At 58.3% G+C, this 18248-nt stretch carries 14 protein-coding genes and 2 pseudogenes; 2 read left to right on the top strand and 14 right to left on the bottom strand.

Annotation, left to right across the window (positions count from 1 at the left end):
• Positions 1-19: 19 nt before the first annotated feature.
• From NCT04_RS32780 to NCT04_RS32800, 5 genes are all read right to left on the bottom strand, one after another.
• Complete coding sequence (locus NCT04_RS32780; RefSeq protein WP_250469984.1) at positions 20-1006, bottom strand: DODA-type extradiol aromatic ring-opening family dioxygenase; 987 nt, start codon at positions 1004-1006, stop codon at positions 20-22.
• 63 nt (positions 1007-1069) lie between these two features.
• Entirely contained in the window at positions 1070-2350 is a 1281-nt protein-coding gene (locus NCT04_RS32785; protein ID WP_284509488.1) for an MFS transporter, read from the bottom strand.
• Between the two features lie 76 nt (positions 2351-2426).
• Positions 2427-3278 carry an amidohydrolase family protein gene (locus tag NCT04_RS32790; protein WP_250469986.1) on the bottom strand — a complete coding sequence of 284 codons (852 nt, stop codon included), beginning with the start codon at positions 3276-3278 and terminating at the stop codon, positions 2427-2429.
• Between the two features lie 14 nt (positions 3279-3292).
• A complete protein-coding gene (locus NCT04_RS32795) occupies positions 3293-4318 on the bottom strand; it encodes an amidohydrolase family protein (protein ID WP_250469987.1) in 1026 nt (341 codons plus the stop codon).
• A 15-nt stretch (positions 4319-4333) separates the two neighbouring features.
• A complete protein-coding gene (locus NCT04_RS32800; RefSeq protein ID WP_250469988.1) occupies positions 4334-5308 on the bottom strand; it encodes an ABC transporter substrate-binding protein in 975 nt (324 codons plus the stop codon).
• 550 nt (positions 5309-5858) lie between these two features.
• Here NCT04_RS32800 and NCT04_RS32805 point away from each other — a divergent pair.
• On the top strand, positions 5859-6188 hold the full coding sequence (locus NCT04_RS32805; RefSeq protein ID WP_250469989.1) for a DUF4148 domain-containing protein: 330 nt from the start codon (positions 5859-5861) through the stop codon (positions 6186-6188).
• Between the two features lie 272 nt (positions 6189-6460).
• Here NCT04_RS32805 and NCT04_RS32810 read toward each other — a convergent pair whose 3' ends face one another.
• The 8 genes from NCT04_RS32810 to NCT04_RS32845 form a co-directional block, all read right to left on the bottom strand.
• Positions 6461-7546, bottom strand: a complete 1086-nt coding sequence (locus NCT04_RS32810; RefSeq protein ID WP_250469990.1) for a porin — start codon at positions 7544-7546, stop codon at positions 6461-6463.
• 739 nt (positions 7547-8285) lie between these two features.
• Complete coding sequence (locus tag NCT04_RS32815) at positions 8286-9431, bottom strand: lactonase family protein (RefSeq protein WP_250469991.1); 1146 nt, start codon at positions 9429-9431, stop codon at positions 8286-8288.
• 112 nt (positions 9432-9543) lie between these two features.
• Entirely contained in the window at positions 9544-10488 is a 945-nt protein-coding gene (locus NCT04_RS32820; RefSeq protein ID WP_250469992.1) for a helix-turn-helix domain-containing protein, read from the bottom strand.
• Between the two features lie 221 nt (positions 10489-10709).
• The gene (locus NCT04_RS32825; protein ID WP_250469993.1) at positions 10710-12032 is read right to left on the bottom strand and encodes an MFS transporter; all 1323 of its coding nucleotides are present in this window, start codon (positions 12030-12032) and stop codon (positions 10710-10712) included.
• Between the two features lie 1076 nt (positions 12033-13108).
• On the bottom strand, positions 13109-14293 hold the full coding sequence (locus NCT04_RS32830) for a HupE/UreJ family protein (protein ID WP_250469994.1): 1185 nt from the start codon (positions 14291-14293) through the stop codon (positions 13109-13111).
• A complete protein-coding gene (locus NCT04_RS32835) occupies positions 14290-15501 on the bottom strand; it encodes a DUF3500 domain-containing protein (RefSeq protein WP_250469995.1) in 1212 nt (403 codons plus the stop codon). Before NCT04_RS32835 ends, NCT04_RS32830 begins: the two co-directional genes overlap by 4 nt.
• Before the next feature lie 20 nt (positions 15502-15521).
• On the bottom strand, positions 15522-16328 hold the full coding sequence (locus NCT04_RS32840) for an O-methyltransferase (RefSeq protein WP_250469996.1): 807 nt from the start codon (positions 16326-16328) through the stop codon (positions 15522-15524).
• A gap of 63 nt (positions 16329-16391) precedes the next feature.
• Complete coding sequence (locus NCT04_RS32845; protein WP_250469997.1) at positions 16392-16532, bottom strand: P-loop NTPase family protein; 141 nt, start codon at positions 16530-16532, stop codon at positions 16392-16394.
• Between the two features lie 963 nt (positions 16533-17495).
• Between NCT04_RS32845 and NCT04_RS34930 the strand changes: the two are divergent.
• Positions 17496-17627, top strand: a pseudogene (locus NCT04_RS34930) (transposase); the annotation flags it as partial.
• Positions 17628-17834: 207 nt separating this feature from the next.
• On the opposite strand, the pseudogene NCT04_RS32855 reads toward NCT04_RS34930, so the two are convergent.
• A pseudogene (locus tag NCT04_RS32855) lies at positions 17835-18112 on the bottom strand (IS3-like element ISBvi3 family transposase); the annotation flags it as partial.
• Positions 18113-18248: the final 136 nt, after the last annotated feature.

An 18248-nucleotide genomic window follows, 5' to 3' on the forward strand; every position in this document is an offset into this window, starting at 1 on the left:
TCTCGCTGGTCTTGTGAAATCAGTCTTCGGCTTTCCAGTACATGAAGCCCATTCCCTCGCCCGTTCCCGCAGGCGTGCGCCAGCACGGCACATAGTCCACCAGCGTCATTTGGGCTCGAGTTTCCTGCACGGCCTTCATCACACTCACGTAAAGCTTGATTTCCGAAGTGCCGGATTGATAAGAACGGTCGTCTACCGCGGCCAGCCCGTCATAGTCGTAATTGGCCAGCATCTTCATGATGTCGCGGTCGAATTCCTCGTCATTGACGAAGTGCGACAGGCCGCCAGAGGCAAAGATGCCCACTCGCACGTCCTCGGGCCACGCGGTGATGGCATCGCGCAGCACGCGTCCGAATTCGATACAACGGGACATCGAAGGCTGCGTCGGCGGATAAAAGCAATTCAAGATGATCGGCACATGCGGTGGCGGATTGTCGCCCATGATCTGGTGATAAACGAAGCTGTATGCATGCGGGGCGACCGGGTACTCGGGCAATGGCTTCATCCACACGTTGTCAGGCCATGCGAACAAATCGGTCAGATCGAAATTTTCACGCTGAAAGTGCTTGAGGAGGTAGGTCGCCAGCTCCGGATGACACTGATGCGTCACGTGATGGTCCGGCGCGTACACCGACCGTTGCGGCGGCCCGTTATGCACTTCCGCGCCGCTATAGATGGCAATCGACGGCGAGAAGTCAGTGAAGATTTCCTTCTGATCCTTGCCAAGAATGATCCCCACGTCGACGTTCGCTTCGCGGTAGGCTGCAGCCATTGCGTCGAGCGCTATGCGGCAACGCGCGGCGCGCTCGGTGCGTTCCTCGATTGTCAGAAACGGTTCGAACGCTGCGCCCCGGTGCGCTTCCAGTTCGGGATACGTCCACGTCCGGTTGCGAAACCAAAGTTCTGGGTTGAGGCGATCCCGCTCGCCGTTCTTCAGCCAGTCCTCCGGTGCCTGGCCGAGCATGCCGCTGTGCGGCACAGCCATGCCGAATACGATCTTCGCCATTTAGGATATCTCAATGATGTTACGTGTTAAATGAACTCTTCAGCCCCACTGCTGCCGGAAGAATCAAGCTTGCCGCATCTTGCCGTGTACTCCGGTCACCCTGGGAGCCCATTCGGAGCGATACAGGATGATCGTCGCCAGCGCGCCTACGACCAAGAAGCCGAGAATCACCACCATGGGGAGTTCATAGCTTCCGCCAACATGCAGAAGCCATCCCGACAGGCTCGCCGACACGCCGCCCGCGAGACTCGTCGCGAGTTGCTGGACGCCTGTCACGAGTCCGATCGCCGGCTTCGGAATCAAGGTCAGGCGCGACAGTACCAGGTTATTGGCGGTAACGAGGCCGAGCAGAGACAGCGAGAGCACATTCCAGAACAGCGCCATACCGAGCGAATTCGCGTAGGCTCCGAGTAGCACGGTGCAACCGCCCGCGAAGCCGACGACGGTGAACGCCTTGCGCACGCGAATGGGATCGAACCCGCGGGCAATGATGCGGTCGGCGGCCCATCCGGCGATTGCAGCCACGATTGCGATTCCGGCGAAGCTGAAGAACGTGAACAGACCCGAGCGCGAAATCGAGAGATTGCGCTGCTCGACTAGATAAGCGGGCATCCACGTCATGCAGTAGAACGTGAAGTAGCCATAGCAGAAATTGGTGATCAACCCGCCCCATACGACCGGGCTGGACATGATATTGCCGAGCGTCACCGAACGAGCGTTGAGATTCGCCTCCGTGATTTCCGACTTCGCCGGTAAATCGCTGCGCACCATCAGAAGCCAAGGAATCAGCCACAGCAGACCCATCAGGCCCGTGGCGATGAACATGACTCGCCACGAATAGTTGACGAGGAACCATGCGCCCACCGGCGCACCGAGCGCGGGACCGAACTTGTTCCCCATCGCAAGGATGCCGACCGCGAGTCCGTTCTGGCTTTCGTCGAAGTTGTTGCGAATCCACCGGTAGCTTGCGGGAATGACAATGGCTTCCGCCACACCGATGATTAGCCGCAACATGACCAGACCGGCAAGCGCGGTCACCGCACCCATCAGGGCAGTCGCAAGGCACCAGAGCGCGAAGCTGATGGCATAGGGCCATTTGACACCGTAGCGGTCCGCTATCCAGCCCATCGGCACCTGAAAGACACCGTAGGACCAGAAGAAGGCCGCGTTGATCCATCCTCGATCGACACTCGACAACGCGAAATGTCGAATGAACGCCGGGTCGGCCAGCGTCGAGGAAATGCTGGTGCGGTCCACGAAAGAAATCAACACGCCGAGCGCGAGAAGCCCAAGGACGGCCCATCGGCCTCCGATCCCTGGTCGTTCAGATATGCTTGTCTCCATCTGCATGCTTCTTGTCCGTTCGTTTGACTTCGCGCGTGCCGGCGCGCTGGCGCGAGCCGGCACGAATATTGAAACATCAGGCCAGCGTCGGATACAGCAGTTGCGCGGTCTTGCCGAAAATCCACGCGCGGTCTTCCTCGGAAAGACACGCAAGCGACGAGCGCGCGGTCGCAAGAATCTCGGCCAGCGTGCCCGGCGACGTGGGATAGTTGGAGCCCCACGCTATCCGCTGCGCGCCGAATGCGTCCAGCACACTCGCGAAGAACGTTTCGGGACTGGCGCTGCCCTTCTGCACATCTCCAAAGATACGGGGTGTGAGCTTCAGATAGATGTTGTCGAACGTGGTGAGATCGAAAAGACTTTGCGCCTTCGCATACGGCATTCCGTCGCTGACTTCCGGGCGTGCGAGGTGGTCCAGAATGATTGATACGCTTGGGAAACGCTTCGCCAGACGTTCCACTTGCGGCAAGCCGACGGGTCCGGTCTGAATGCACATGGGCAAGTTCAGCTCGCCGCACAGCTCCCATGCGGGGAACGACCTTTCGTCATCGAGTCCGCTTGGATCAAAATCCTTGGTGCTTCCGCCCGTGAAAAGGCGCAATCCGGCGAGCCCGCGCCCGACCCACTCGCGGATGCGTTCCGGCGCATCCGGTTGAAGCACGTCCACGGAGCCGACCGCGGCGAGGCGATCCGCATGCTCGGAACATGCTTCCACGACATAACTGTTATCGAAGCCATATGTCGTCGACGAATGGACCACGGCCGCCTTGGCGACGCCGGCCGCATCCATCGATTCGATCAGCGTCTCAACCGTGGTCGGACGCTCCTTGGACCATTCCGAACGCTTGCCGAACAAAGGCGCGGGCGGATAGCGTGTTTCATCGTTGGAGATGATGTGCGGATGAATATCAATGATTTCTTGAGCCATGTTCATCTCCTTCCTTATTTGCCGCGCGCTTTGAGACGCTTGTCGAGGCGCGGATAGACGCGGCGCGCGTTGCCTTCGAATATCTTGTAGCGGTCTTCATCATTGAGCCCCGGACAAGCGTCGAGGTAACGCTTCGTGTCGTCGAAGTATTGGCCGGTCGCCGGGTCTTTGCCTCGAACCGCACCGATCATCTCCGAACCGAACAGCACGTTGTCGGACGGAATGACCTTCGTCAGCAATTCAACGCCAGGCTGGTGATACACGCACGAGTCGAAGAAGATGTTGTCGAGCAGGCCTTCCAGTGGACGTTCGCGCATTTCAAGCGACATTCCGCGGTAACGCCCCCAGTGGTACGGCACCGCTCCGCCACCGTGCGGAATCACGAGACGCAAAGTCGGAAAATCCTTGAAGAGATCCGATTGCAGAATCTGCATGAACACTGAAGTATCCGCGTTCAGATAATGCGCGCCAGTACCGTGAAAACAGGGGTTGCAGGAAGCCGCCACGTGAATCATCGCGGGCACGTCCAGATCGACGAGGGCTTCGTAGAGTGGGTACCACTCGCGGTCGGTCATCGGCTTGCCGGTCCAGTAGCCGCCGCTCGGGTCCGGATTGAGGTTGCAACCGACAAAGCCCATCTCCTCAACGCAACGGCGCAGTTCGGCGATGCTATTGGCGGGCGCCGCGCCCGGCGACTGCGGCAACTGGCAAACCGGCGCGAAGTTATCCGGATAGAGCTCGGTCACGCGAAAAACGAGGTCGTTCGAGACTTCGGCCCATTCGAGGCTCGTGCGCTCGTTGCCGAGGTGATGGCTCATGAGGCCGGCGATCGGCGAGAACAGCGTCAGGTCGCTTCCGCGCTCCTGCTGCAACTTGAGCTGACCATTGCCGATGGCTTCGCGGATTTCGTCGTCACTCACGTGCGCGCCGTCGCGCGAAGGCGCGTTCGTCGGGTCATTCGCGAATTCGACCTGTTTGGCGCGCCAGGCGCGAAATGATGCGGGTACGGTCGTGAAGTGGCCGTGGCAATCGATAATCATGTCGTCTCTCCCGTATCAGCCAACCTGCGGGTCGACGAACAGTTCGTCGATCGACATGCGGCGCGGCGTCAGTCCTTGCTTGAACGCCGTAGCCTCCAGTGCCTCGATGGTTTTGAGGTTCTCGGCAAGGCCATACGGCAACGGATCATGTCCGACGATCTTGCGCAGCTCAAGATACTTCTGGTCGCTCTTGCTCGTGGCTTCGCCTGCATCAAGACGCGCGAGCCATTCCTTCTTGGCCTGCGCGAAGGCGTCATAAATAGATTTTGCGATCCACGGATGCTCGGCCAGCACCGAGTCCTTCACGACAATGGTGCCGTGCATCGGATAAACGCCGGTGCGGGCAAAGTACTCGGCTTCGAGGTCGGTCGCATTAGGCAACAGGTCGGGATAGTCAGCCTCGACTTCCTTCCAGCCGCCCGTGGGCGCCCCCGTGCGGCCAATGCCGGCATTGGCACCGAAACCCGCCGACAATTCTCCCGATGCCATCATGTCGGCAAGCGAGGCGCCTTCCGGCGCGTGGATTACATTTGACGGCAGCTTCAGTTGCGTCACGTGTTCTTCGTCGTCCACCACCCACGTAACCTTCGACGAATCGAGGCCAAACTCGTCGATCAGAACCTGACGGGTCCACACGCCAGTCGTCACCGAATAGGCGCGCACGCCGACTTTTTTGCCTTCCAGATCCTTGGGCGTCTGAATACCGGCGTCCGGACGAACGAGCAAACCCGCGTGGTGAAAGCGGCGCACGACGAAAATCGGCAGCGCGACAAACGGCGCTCCAAAGGCGCGGGCAATGATGTATGTGGTCGGCGCGATCTCGCACACATCGAATTCGACATCGCGCACCATGCGGCGAAACGCACCGATCTGCGGATGTACGGTGATGAATTCCGCATCCACGCCTTCAATCGGGATCGACCCGTTGCGGATGGCAGACGTATGCGGATGCTCCGCGATTGCGATTTTGAGCGGGACTTTCTTGGTCAACTTCGTCTCCATGGATAGGGCTCCGGCACCAACTGGTGTACGTGGCGCTGCTCGAAACGTCTCAATGGGTCAAGAATAGGTGAGCAGCAACCCCGCGTCCCTATACAAAAGTCAGATTCGATTGCACTTTTGTGGCCCCCGATCTTCCATGGGACTTTTAGATCGCCGACGCGGCTTTCTTTCTCGCCACTAGTAAACCCTGATCGAGCGGTAAATGACCGGTTGGGACGATCATTCGTATCCGGCCACCTCGTGACGGGGACAGAAATTCTTCGCAGCTGTTGCGGTAACAATAAAAAGCGGAATCAAGGCAGTGCCTGTGATTTTAAAGCGGCGCGATCCATGCACTGATGCTCTCAAGTAAGTAAAGCTAATCTTGTCTTTCCGAGCGAACGCGCGCCTGATCGTTGTCTGGACATACGCGAAGCAATTGACACGGCATTCGCGTATGTGCACGATGCGGAAGCCCGGATCAACATGTTGAATTGACGGCCTCAACAGGGCACGTGTTTTGCGCTAGGTCGTCACCCATTCAGTGTCGGAGGACACCATGTCCAAATCGTTATCCATTGCTCGCAGATGGCCCTTGATCGTGGCAACGACGTGCCTGATGCACGCAGCGCCGGCCTTCAGTCAATCCACGGCGAGTCCGCCCACAGGGCAGGCAGCAAAGGCATCGCCGACCAGTACGCAACCCGAGGCGTCGACAACGACATCCGCCCATCCGCAAGCCCCGGATAAGGTGGCTCGCAAAGCACGCCGTGGGAAGAAGAACGCTGAGCTGGGAACGCTCGAAAAAAATGGCTACAACCCCGCAGCAGGAGACAATACCTATCCCGACAGTCTTCAAAATGCCGAGAAGAAATCGAACGGGAAATGAGTTTTGTGTTCGCGCGGTTCCTGACGCGCCGGTCATTCGCCGAATGGCGGGTAGATGAGACGTAGGACAATCGAAGTTTTGGGTCCATCGATCGCAAATGCCACGAAATCCGCTAGAGGCCAGACGGGCAGTTGCAGTCAACGCTGCCGGGCAAAGAAGTATTTCGCCCCGCTCGCGGATACTTCAAACGCTCTCGCGGTGGCGACGCAGCGGAGATCATGATGCTGCAGACTGCTTCTTGATTGAAGCTGCGCGGAGATTTCGCCGCCACGTCAGAACTTGTGTACGAGACCGATGCCGATACCGCGCGAGTCAGCGCCCGCAGCGACAATGAGCCCTGAATACGCGGTACCCGAAAGCGTGTATTTCGCTTGATTCTTGTTCTGCAGAAAAGCCATCGCAGTGTAGAGCTCGGTCGACTTGGACAGCGCGTACTCGAGAAGCACACCCACTTGCTGCGCGTTGTTACCCGCGCCCGTGCGATCGTGGACGTAACCGTACATCACCGAAAACAGCGTAGCCGGGTCGAACTGATAAGAATCCGATAGTTGGTAGACGTCGTGCTGCATGTATTTCGGCGTATTGGTTAACTTCTCAGTGTGATAAGCCAGCCAGATGCGGTCGTCTCCGATCGCGTACGAAGCGCCAGCGTTGAACACCGTAAACACCGCGCCCGGACCTGCAGCAGCTCCGCCCGTCAGGGAATAACTGCCACCCGCTCCAACCGCAGGCTCATCTCCACGCTCATAGCCGGCCGCAACATTCAGCGGCCCGTTAATGTACTGGACTACGACGTTGTAAAACCCTATTCCAGAGCCTCCGCCAGTCGACGAATCGCGCAATGCCACCATGAATTTGGCATTCAGTCCACCCACCGTTGGCGTGTAGTAGGAAATACCATTGTTCGCCCGGATGATCAGGCCGTTGAAGTTATTCATCGGCGACGCGATACTTTTCACCCACGAGGGGTCCATTGCCGCTTGAAGGACGTCGTATTGCGGCGTGTTTTGCAAGCCGAAGCGGACTTCTCCAAAACCGCCGGACATTCCGACAAACGCTAAACGGTTAAAGGCCTTGGTCGGGTCTGTCGCTGCACCCGTCTGGCCGGAGAACGCTTGCTCCAGCTGGAAGTTGACGTGCAGGCCACCGCCGATATCCTCGCTGCCCTTGAAGCCGTAGCGTGTCGAGAACAGTCCGCCAGGTACTGCCCGGATCGCCGAATTGTTGCCACCCGAATTTTGATAGACCAAGCCATTGTCGATTACGCCGTAAAGTGTGACTGCCGACTGGGCGAACACGCACGGGACGGACGCACAAAACAACCCTGCGGCGCATGCGAGGGGAGTTAGTCTATTCATTTCGATATCTCCGTTTGTTTCGACATCGGTAAGCCGACGTTTTATATGAATGTGATTTGCTACGTACGACTGATAATCGAAACTGCTTTCTCAGATACTCGTTAATCGGTAGTTGAAGCGTCCACACACCGGTTGTCGCGGCGGACAGCGCGCTATAACCCGAGGGCAAAGATGCGTGGTCGTCGGCGTGAAAAATCCACGCCTTATTGGGATCGCCCCTTTTTGGGAGGCCGAAGCGGCCGGGTTTTCAGAAGATTTAGGTTTCGAGGGAGGCTTTTTATAATCGACGTCTCCTTTGTTAGATATGTCTCCGTCAAAAGCTTGAGCCAATTGCATGCGAGAAGGATCTCTCGACGGATCAAGAATATGTGAGGGCGGCGCCCCGGTCCCTATGCAAAAGTAAGATTCGACTGCACTTTTGTTGCGAGAGGCCCTGCAACGAGTCTTCCTATCGATCGATAAAGCCGCTTGCTCTCCAACACCGCTTGCAAACCCCCGCTATGCTCTTCGGCGAAATTTTCAGCAAATCATCGGGTAGATTCGTGCAAACAGGTTATGTGCTTGTGGGTTGGAGGATCGCAGGTGAGCGTTGAGTGCATCGGTCGCGATGACACGCTATTTTGCTCGTCGCGCGAAGCGAATATCCGGTGCTCCGCCTAAGCCGCGCGTGACAGGACTTGAGACAAATTGAGGCGATCGGACACGCGCTCATGTTCTAGTCGAACACGGACTTTCCGGTTCAGCGTGAAAAGGCAAGGCTCACGGCAGTCGATGCCTTCGCGGAAACGCTCGTATTCTTAAGCGCTCCGGTTGCCGGATCAATAGCTAGAACGCTCACGGTGCCGCTTCCCTGATTTGCGACCAACAGCCATCTTCCTGACGAATCGATGCCAAAGCTCCACGGCTTGATTCCGCCGGAATTTGCACGTTGCATCTCTGAGAGCCGGCCGCTCGCTTGATCGACGCTATAGACGACGATTTCGTTTTCACCGCGATTTGCAACATAAACAAAGCGCCCATCACGGCTGACCGCGAGCTCCGCGCCACTCTTGCCGCTTTCGGCAACGGCGCTCGAAACCGGCAGCGACTGCACGAGCGCCAGACGCCCTTGTGACGCGTCCCAACGAAACACGATCACATCGGCGGATAACTCCGTTATGAGATATGCGAAGCGTCCATCGGCGCCAAATATAATGTGGCGCGGTCCGCTGCCAAAAGGCATGACGAAATCGTGGGAATGGTACGCATCGAGTGCGGTCAGTGCGCGAGTCGCGTGATTGAAGCGATACACAAACACGCGGTCCGCGCCGAGATCGGGCACAAGAACGTAACCTCCGGACGGATCAACGACCGCGCTATGCGCGTGCGCGCTCATTTGCCGGCGATTTGGCCCGGAACCGCGTTCGTTGATAGTCGATGCCAGCGCGCCCACATTGCCGTCGTCCTGATTTGCAATGCTCGATACTGAACCGCTATTATAGTTGGCGGCGAACAGCGTGTTCGAATGCGCATCGAACGTGAGATGGGTCGAGCCCACGCCGTGCGTCGCCACTGCGCCAACGCGGCTCAATTGGCCCGTTTCCTCACTTATGCTGAATGCCGTTACGCTCCCGAGCTTGTTGCTTTCGTCATCGACGGCATAAAGCACGGGCAAGCGCGGATGCTTGAGCAGCCATGTAGGCCTGATGTCGAGGCTGATCGTCGCAATGTGAGTAAGCTCGCCGCTCGCCGGATCGAGCCGCAGTTCTTCGATACGATTCGCCTGTGTGCCCACGTAGACGAATTCCGGCGATGTGTCCTGCGCGGGCATCGCGGCGCTTGCGTACATCGCCGCCGCTAGCAGCAATGCGAAGATCGGAAGGGTGCTTCGCAGAAACTGCATCATGGTCGGATGGCGAATGACAGTTATACAAGCCTATCCGATCCAACTCTACGCGTCTTTGCAGAAAACCTCGATTCGCCAGGACTTTTGTCACACGGCACGCGCCCGTGCCTCGCTATTGCGGTGACGCTTCTCGTGGTTGTTGCTGCCGCGCCGTCGCTCGAAACTGACTGGGCGCCTGCCCCACTTCACGGCGAAAAAAACGGGTGAAGTAGGCAGCATCGGCGAAGCCGAGTCCGAAGGCAATCTGTTCAACTGACATGTCGCCGAAGATGAGATTCCTTTTCGCTTCGGTAATGAGGCGTGCGTGGATCATCTTGGTCGGGTTCTGCTCTGCCACCGATGCGCATGCCGCGCGCAATTGCACCAGCGATATCGCCATCATCGACGCGTAGCTTTGCAGGGGCAGATTGTCGCCGAAGTGCTCGTCGATCAGTTTGCGGAAACGCTCGACCAAACGTACGTCGTGACGGGTGCCGTGTTCTTCGCCGGTCTCATCGAAACTGGCTTCGCGCAACAGCCTGAGGAGCAGCATGGTGAGCAGCGCCTCGGTGCCGGCGACATGTCCCACCGAATCGGATTCGGCCTCTTGCTTGAGACTCTTGAGCAAGTTGTGTATGTCGAGCCCAACGTCCTCGGAATGGGCCAGCGAGATGACGCGTGGTACTCCCCACAAGCCTATAAACTCGTGCAGCCTCGCATTGACCTGAGCCAGATACGATACTTCGATCGTTACGACCCAACGGTCGGCATCGTACTCATAGTCTAAACCGTGGACACATTCGGTAGGCAGCAACAGTGCGCACGGTCCTTCGAACGGCACGCTTTGGCCGTCAAGGTTCATCACGCCGCGCCCGCTCCGCACGAAAATGATTTGACCGTATTCGGGATGCGCGTGCGGCGCGGTACGCCAGCGCCCTCGATCAGTGACGTGGCCGACGTGCACGAACCACCGCTGTTCTTCGGGTTGCTCGACATACAGGCGAACCTTGGGCACGGTGGTGAGCGGGGTCTTGGCGGCTATGCGGGTCGTGCGCTTTACCGGATTAAGTTGTGTCATTTCGTCTCCTCGACGGTCGGTTATGAAAGCCGCCATCGTTGTTCCAGGCTTGCGCGCAGCTTTCGGCGCTGCTCTCGCGAAGTCCCGCCATACGCAGGACGTATTGAGCGAGGTTTGATGGTCCGTGAGAGGATCGCCGAAAGCGAAGTAATCATTCCATATATCGTCAGGCGATGCGCCTGCCATTTACCCCGAGTGCGACCGGACCGGTGTCCAGGGCGTTAATCCGTCGTACCGTCATGCACGCGCGCCATCGTTCGGGCGTCTAATGAAGGCAAGGCCGGCGGGAGATCGTTCACTTTGGGGGCCCATTCGCGTCTGAGCAATACCACAGTGCTCGAAGCGCCAATCAGCAGAAACACAAAAATCGCCATCATCGGAAACTTGTAGCTGCCGCCGACATGAAGCAGCCATCCGGAAAGACTTGCCGACACGCCACCTGCAAAACTGGTCGCAACTTGCTGGAGCCCGGTATTCAGACCGACCGCCTGTTTGGGAATGAGCGTGAGCTTGCACAAGGCGAGATTGTTCGCCGTCACGAGACCGAGGAGAGTGAGGGATACCACGTTCCAGAACAGAGCCATGTTCGGCGACGGCGCATAGGCGCCCAGCAAGACTGTCGTGCCGCCAATGAACCCCGCCACGATGAAACACTTCCGGACTATCACTGCATCATGGCCGCGGACAATGAGCAGGTCCGCCGCCCAGCCCGCGAGTGCCGCGACAATGGCGATGCCAGCAAAACTGAAGAACGTGTAGAGCCCGGAGTCACTCAGCGACAAGCCGCGCTGCTCGACGAGATAGGCAGGCATCCACGTCATGCAATAAAACGCGAAATAGCTGTAGCAGAAGTTGTTCACAAGTCCGCCCCACACCACAGGGCTGGCAAAGAGATTCCGGAGCGGCACCGACGACGCGCGACGTTTCGCGCTTGCCAGTTGATCCTCGTTCGGGAAATCGTTTCTCACCATCAGCAACCACGGCAGCAGCCAGATCATGCCGGCAAGTCCGGTGGCGACGAACATCACCTTCCACGAATGGGCAACGATGATCCACGCAGCAATCGGCGCACCGAGCGCCGGCCCCATTTTGCCGCCGATGGAGAAGATGCCTAGCGCGGTGCCCTTACTCGTTTCGGCAAAGTGGTCGGCGAGATAGCGATACGTAGCAGGCACTACCACCGCTTCGGCGATGCCGATGAGCAAGCGCATCACGATCAGCGCGGACATAGTCGAGATGAGTCCCGTTGCCGCCGCCGCGAGACACCAGAGTACGAAGCATGCGGAATACGGCCATTTAACGCCGTAACGGTCAACGAGCCACCCCATTGGGATCTGGAACAAGCCATAGGACCAAAACACGGTTGAATTGAGCCAGCCCCGTTCGATGCTCGTCAGCGCGAATCCTCGAACAAATCCTCGGTCGGCGAGCGCCGCCGACAAGCTCGTTCGATCGACGAAGGAAATTAGCAACCCGAAAGAAAGCAAGATCACCACTATCCAAGGGTTTTCAGCCTTCGTTCGCTGCTGTGAATCGGTTTCCATTGCCTGCTTTCACCTATCGTGCAAGTCTTCTGCAGAGGCGAATTGCCGATGCATTACTTGTTTGCCATTGCTTGAGTCAAGGGTTTACGCGGAGCACACTCGTCCCTGTCAGCATAGCTCGTCTTGACTCACCTTCATTCAAGCTTACTTAAAGTGCACGCGGGAGTCCCTGCACAGAAGTGCGATCCGCTGGTACTTTTCTATCCCGCTGATTCTCGGCGCGGGCGAATTCTTTAAGATGGGAGGTTGTCCGATCTGTGGACAAGCACCATGGAAAGTGTTGGAGCGCTGAGCCCGCCGAGCCCCTCGGAACCGCAGGGCGTGGTCGGTGCTGAGAGACCGAGGGGTTGGCGATGAACGTAACCATCGCAGCGCAAGCAACGGCAAGCACAATAGATCCGGATCTCCACCTTTTCGACTTTCGTGCGGACGACGGCGTAGATCACTTTCGTGACGAATTTGCCATGGTCCGCACCGCTCGAGTGCTTGCACGCGAACTTTCGGATGGGACCGAGAGCAAAAAAGACCGGCGTCCGACACTAAGCGGCTCGACTACGAGTAGCCGGACGGCCATGCTACAAGCACTCCAGAGTGCCTTTGGCGTATAAGCCACGTCATTGTTGTAAGTGGCATGCGGATTCTGCGCGGCGCCTGCTTGGCAACTCCAAAGTGGCACGATGGGCGGCCCATGCGCTTGGCTGTCTACGTCGCAAGCGGTCGGCCCAAAGAATGCAAAGCGGCAAGCGCGGCGCCGCTTGCCGGCACCGTGCGTAGCGCTTGCGCCGCATACCGACGATCACCAGGGTCCAGACGGTCCGAGGATGCAACCCAGATGAATCAGCTGTCCATGGGCCCTCCCCCGATTTGCGTCTCGCTGACCTCGATGACTTCCTTCTGACGTCAGACTGCGCATCGTCGAGCGCACAAAGGTACGAGACTTCAGGTGTGACTTGCGTCGGTTAAAGTCTTGCGACTGGGCAGAGCGACTACCTGTTGAGGTTTGCGAGGTGCGGCACCTGCCATCGGCGTTGTTGCTGCTAACGAATGGGTCGGTCGCGCGTCCAGGGCCCGAACGTTCACGATACGCCAATAAGCGCGACGCCTAGGTAATACAGACCCGCCATCGCAATGCTTGCTGAGCCGATGCGCTGTAATCCCATCGAGTAATGAACGCGTGAGACGACATTGCATCGTAAGCCGCGGGCGCATCTTAGCAGCCCGAAGAGCGGCAACAGCACGATCTGGTGCCCGATTTCCACGCCCAGGCTGAAGCCCAGGATAGCGAGTAGGACCGCGGTGCCCGGCATCGCGTGCATCATGTCGAGCAGACCACCGGCAAAGCCAAGACCGTGAAACAGCCCGAAGAAGAACGCGGCAAGAAGCCGGCCGCGTCCCCGCGCGCTGCCGGGGCAGAAGACGTTCTGCAACGCGACGAATACAATGCTCGCCGAAATTAGCGGCTCGATCACATTCGTCGGCAGGTGCACGAGATTCAGGGCGGCGAGTGTGAGCGTGATCGAATGCGCCACAGTGAACGCGGTCACCACCTTCACGAGATCCCACAGCGTAGTCACGGCGAGGACCAGCGCGCACGCAAAGAGCAGATGGTCATAACCATTGAGGATGTGATGCACACCCCGGACGAAGAAGGTGCCGATGATGCCGCGATCGTCCACCGGCTGCGATGCATGCCGTGCGACCGTGGCGTGCGTCGGCTGGACCATGCCGCCGACTGAAAAATCCAACTGATACCGCGACTGATCCACGTTCCGATTCTGGGCGCCGATGCTGATGCGCGGATCACCCGGCACCAGGCAGTTCACCAGATAGACCGCGATCGCGCGCTGGTGATGATTCTCAAAGGCGAGCCGATGCGTTGGACCGCCCGCAGGCAGTGGCGCATCGAACGTGAGCAGAATGTCACCCACACCGTTTCGCATCGCTTCGGCCGTCGGATAAGTTTCGGAGATGAGCCGCAGCGGCTGTGCCGCATCATCGATACTCAACCGCAAGTCACGGCGCACTTGTTGTGCGTAGCTTTGTTGCAAGGAATATGGAATAGGCCCGTCGCCGCTGATGCCGATGTCCGCGATTAACTGCGGCGCGACCGTGACGCCCGGTGTCAGGCGCAGCTGCAACGTCAGGTGGTCACGTGCCACGGAAATCGTCGTGGCCTCGAGATACTCGTCCAGCCGATGAGCGCAGACGGAAGCCGACACCACCAGAAGGAACCCGGCAAGAAAAAGCCATCCTCGTTTCATGGGGCAGTGAAGGCATGTCCATAGTCGTTCGTGGGATCGCGATAGATGGTGTGAACGTGCATCGTCGGATCACCGCCGACTCCCTGCGGCGAAAATTCGATAATCACCTTTGGTCCCTGAATCCGGTAGTACGCGCTGCCGTTCTTACCCGACTCATGCGTCGTCGGCCCGCTCCATGCGAACCAGGTGTCGTTTAGACCCGCCTTGATTTCTTGAAGATGCGGTGCGGCGTATGCATCATTGACGATGCCAGCCCACTCGGATATCAGATCGAGCAGCATGGCCTTTTGCTGCGCGCTCATCGCCGAGACCTTCAGACCTTCGGGCACGATCGACTCGCCGTCATGGCCCGGCCCCAGCACCAGATCATTCACGCGATAATTCAGGATGGCCTGCTTGCGCTGGTTTTCATCAAGCGCGTCCAACAGGGCGAAAGCCTTGTCGTTCTCGCCAGCAAGCACGCGTACCGCCTTGCCGTGGGACGTGTACACGGCGGGTTGAGCGCCGGTCAGTGTCGGCGTAAGCACACCGCGCGCGCCTGCGATCACCACGTTGAGCCCGAGATGATGTCCGCCAAATTCCAGCATCCACGGCGTAGCGGCACTGGGCGTGCCGAAGATGCCGATGGTGTAGACATCTTCGCCGGCGGCGAAGTGTTTTTCTCCAACCGACAACGCCTGATCGGAACCCATGATGTCGAGCACCTTTTGGTAGCCTCGGGCACTCAACGACACCTGCAGCAGATGCATGGCGGCCGCACGCTGCGGGGCGCTGAGGCCGCCTAGTTGCAGGCCTGGTCGCGGCACGTCGCTGACCGGGTAGTTCGACCAGATCGCCTGACCATATTGTTCGCCTACGAAGCCAGCTTGTGTCCCGAGAGCTCCTGCCGGATGATCGGCGGGCGTCGCGCCGTTCAAGCTCCTGGGCATGACGCCGCCAGCCGGGACCGTTCTCGCGAAGCGGGCTGAGGTGGCGGCTTTCTGCGGCGCGAACGCGAACTGTGCCTTGCGGCGTTGGTTCGCACTCAGCGAGTCCAGGAAGGCCGTCGCTGCAGATACAACGGCCCGAGTTTCGGCACTTGCCAACACGGGCGCGGAGGTGTTGGAGGAACCTTCCGTGTTGCCATACGATGCAGGGGCAATAAGGGCCGACATCGCGGCCGAGGCGATAAGAGCAACCAACTTAATCGAGCATGCTGCATCGCACATTGTTCTTTCTCGAGCGTCTTTCACTTGATCTTCAGTGCGAGTTCCGTGCTGCCTTTGATCGGCAGCGTCATCGAGATGAAGCCGTTGGCCGGATCGCGAATGTAATCGAGAAAATCCGGTTCCGCATTGTCATTGAGAACATAACCGCCGACACGCAACTGCGGCGCAACGATCTCAATGACTTCGCGCGCGAGCGATGGTCCCTCGGGCGCAGGCCAGCCGTCGATCAGCGCGAAGTCGACGGGGCCGCCAAGGTCGCGCAGAGTTTGCCTGGCATCGCCGACGCGGATATCGGCATAATCGGCGAGGCCCGCTTCATTGAGATTCGCCCAGGCCACTTCTGCCTTGAATGCGACCAGTTCCGAACCGATGACAAGACCTCCGCCGTTGTCGCGCACCGCCGCTGCGAAGTAGAGCGCGGACATGCCGATCGACGTTGCAAAATCCACGACCCGCCGCGCACCCATGCCGCGACAGAGCACGTATATCAGATCGCCTTGGTCGGGATGGATGGAAAAGCCATAATCGGCGAACGCCTCGGCATCCGTTCGGGACGGACCGTCGAACGATTGGGCGGAAGGAAAACGCCGCGACGCGTTCAGGCGCTCGAGCATGTCGAGGACGCGCTTGTCCTTAATTGGGCTTACGGTAGAGGTTGGAGCGTGATTTCGTGACATGTGATATATCGATGTTGGAAAAGCGGATAGTTTACCGCTGGTATGGATGGCCTGAACTGCCGCATGCAGTCCAGCGTCGATGGCGGCGGCCATCGGATCGATTGAACCCTGCTGGAGACGAAGAGGCATGGCGCGTTTAAGCTCTTCCAATGCTTTCTCCATCAGCGACGGAACGTCATCACAATCAGGCGCCTTGGGCGGCCCATTACGCGACTAGAGTTCGTCTGCTGCCGCACGATTCGCCACGAGGAATGCCTGGCCTTCCGGTGTAATGCGGTAACACTTGCGGCTCGAACCTTCGGCAAGCGGTGCGGCAAAGCCCGTGTCATCCAGCCACGCGAGAGTCGCATACATCACCCGAGGCTTGGGGTATGGCAGCCCTCCATGCGCTCTTCGATCGCGTTGATTAGTTGGTAACCGTGACGCGGTCGCTCGGTAATCATCGCGAGAAGAGGCAGGTGCAGTTCGCCGTAGTCGAAGAACCGGCCATGGTGACACTTGTCGTGGTGAAGATGATGGCGCTCGGTGCCGCCGTCCGACAGGAAAACGGCGCTTGTAGGACGAACTCGGCTCCTGTGTTGCATGCAGAGGAGCGTATATCCAGATATATCGCAAATCAAGATATCCCGCGAAACCGCCTTTTACGAAACTTTACGAACTTGAGTCATCGTTTCAACGATTGTTGTCCTTTCGAGAGTCGCCGTTCACGATCGCACAGCCAGCTCGACCACGATGCGAGTGTGAGCGCAATGCCGATCCACGCGATGATGTGCGGTTTATCGACTCCGATTGACCAAGCTGGGCTAGAGTCACTACCGCTGCTGACCTTACCCGGTAGGCAAGTGGTTCGGTCACGGGAATACCCGCTTGGCAATGACGGCTCGTTAGGTGCTCCGTTGGGATCTGTGTAACCTATCAAGGAGATCCTGCCTCGTTTCTACGTACGGAAAATCATGCAGCAATAGTCCTGACCTAGTATTCGACTGGAGTGCAGAGATCGATAGAGGTGTGCCCGCGTTGTCGACTGTAGTTGCCCTCGACCAGTCGACGATATCCAGACAAGCCTCCAGCTGGGAGTAAACCGCGGGCGCTTCGTGTAATTATTTTGACAGTACGATTGACAGCAATGCTTGGCGAGTGGCACGAACGCTGAAGCCTCGATGCGTCGCTCTAACATTGAGTGTGTAGGAGCCGCGCCATATCGCGAGAGGCGCTTGCTGCACGACCGACTAATATTGACACGCTGGAACGAGGTGACCGTGCCTCGATTTCACGTACCGCAGAATTTTGCTAATTTTTGTTTGTACGGAGGTTCGAATGTTAGAGAAGCTGGTGCCAAAGCGGCAATACACGAACGAGTTCAAGGTCGAGGCGATTAGACTTGCCGAATCGGTCGGGCGGCACGAAGCCGCGCGTCGGCTCGGAGTGCCCGTAGCAACGTTCGGCAATTAGAGTCGACGGAGTCGCAGTGCTAAAGTACTGGGAAAGTCGACAGTCACGAAGTGATAAGCACACGATCGGCGCGCCCGATCAGCGAACGGGAGGCGGAGAGAAACTTTCCATTGGCGCGTTGTCCCGTGCATTAGCGCGACGGCTCATCAAAGCATTCATCTAGAAGTCGGCAGCCAGTTTCCGTTACGCCCGGCTTGCATATTGACGGCCGTAGCTGCCACGGCTTGCGCGGTGAATCTCTGCCGCCTCCCAATCAAGCGCGGCGTTGGCCTGTGCTCGCTGACTTAGCTCGCCTTACGCCACTGGAAATATCTGCTGCGCGACACCGTCAGGATATGACCCAGCCGAGTAACGCTGAACTGGTTGCGGTGCTCGTCGATCCAGGCGTACTTCACCGCGACCCCTTCACGAAGTGCGCCGTAGCTTTTCGAATGATCTCGAAATCATCGTGCAGTGGCGAGTTCTTTCCGGAGTCGGCTGCTGCAAAGAGCGCATACGTTATCTATGTCAAGTCGTGCTATTGGAGCAGCCATCAGTCCATTCGAAATCGCGCTGTCTGCATGTTTTGCTGACTTGACTTACGACCGTTGCAGGACCTTGCCATGCTGTTGGCGATTC

Source organism: Caballeronia sp. GAFFF2 (genome assembly GCF_023631485.1).
In the GTDB taxonomy this organism is placed as follows: domain Bacteria; phylum Pseudomonadota; class Gammaproteobacteria; order Burkholderiales; family Burkholderiaceae; genus Caballeronia.

What these genes read in the sequence shown, in the direction of transcription:
- NCT04_RS32780 (WP_250469984.1), bottom strand. Translation starts at nt 1,006, where the DNA reads ATGGCGAAGATCGTATTCGGCATGGCTGTGCCGCACAGCGGCATGCTC.
- NCT04_RS32785 (WP_284509488.1), bottom strand. Translation starts at nt 2,350, where the DNA reads ATGGAGACAAGCATATCTGAACGACCAGGGATCGGAGGCCGATGGGCC.
- NCT04_RS32790 (WP_250469986.1), bottom strand. Translation starts at nt 3,278, where the DNA reads ATGGCTCAAGAAATCATTGATATTCATCCGCACATCATCTCCAACGAT.
- NCT04_RS32795 (WP_250469987.1), bottom strand. Translation starts at nt 4,318, where the DNA reads ATGATTATCGATTGCCACGGCCACTTCACGACCGTACCCGCATCATTT.
- NCT04_RS32805 (WP_250469989.1), top strand. Translation starts at nt 5,859, where the DNA reads ATGTCCAAATCGTTATCCATTGCTCGCAGATGGCCCTTGATCGTGGCA.
- NCT04_RS32810 (WP_250469990.1), bottom strand. Translation starts at nt 7,546, where the DNA reads ATGAATAGACTAACTCCCCTCGCATGCGCCGCAGGGTTGTTTTGTGCG.
- NCT04_RS32815 (WP_250469991.1), bottom strand. Translation starts at nt 9,431, where the DNA reads ATGATGCAGTTTCTGCGAAGCACCCTTCCGATCTTCGCATTGCTGCTA.
- NCT04_RS32820 (WP_250469992.1), bottom strand. Translation starts at nt 10,488, where the DNA reads ATGACACAACTTAATCCGGTAAAGCGCACGACCCGCATAGCCGCCAAG.
- NCT04_RS32825 (WP_250469993.1), bottom strand. Translation starts at nt 12,032, where the DNA reads ATGGAAACCGATTCACAGCAGCGAACGAAGGCTGAAAACCCTTGGATA.
- NCT04_RS32830 (WP_250469994.1), bottom strand. Translation starts at nt 14,293, where the DNA reads ATGAAACGAGGATGGCTTTTTCTTGCCGGGTTCCTTCTGGTGGTGTCG.
- NCT04_RS32835 (WP_250469995.1), bottom strand. Translation starts at nt 15,501, where the DNA reads ATGTGCGATGCAGCATGCTCGATTAAGTTGGTTGCTCTTATCGCCTCG.
- NCT04_RS32845 (WP_250469997.1), bottom strand. Translation starts at nt 16,532, where the DNA reads ATGTATGCGACTCTCGCGTGGCTGGATGACACGGGCTTTGCCGCACCG.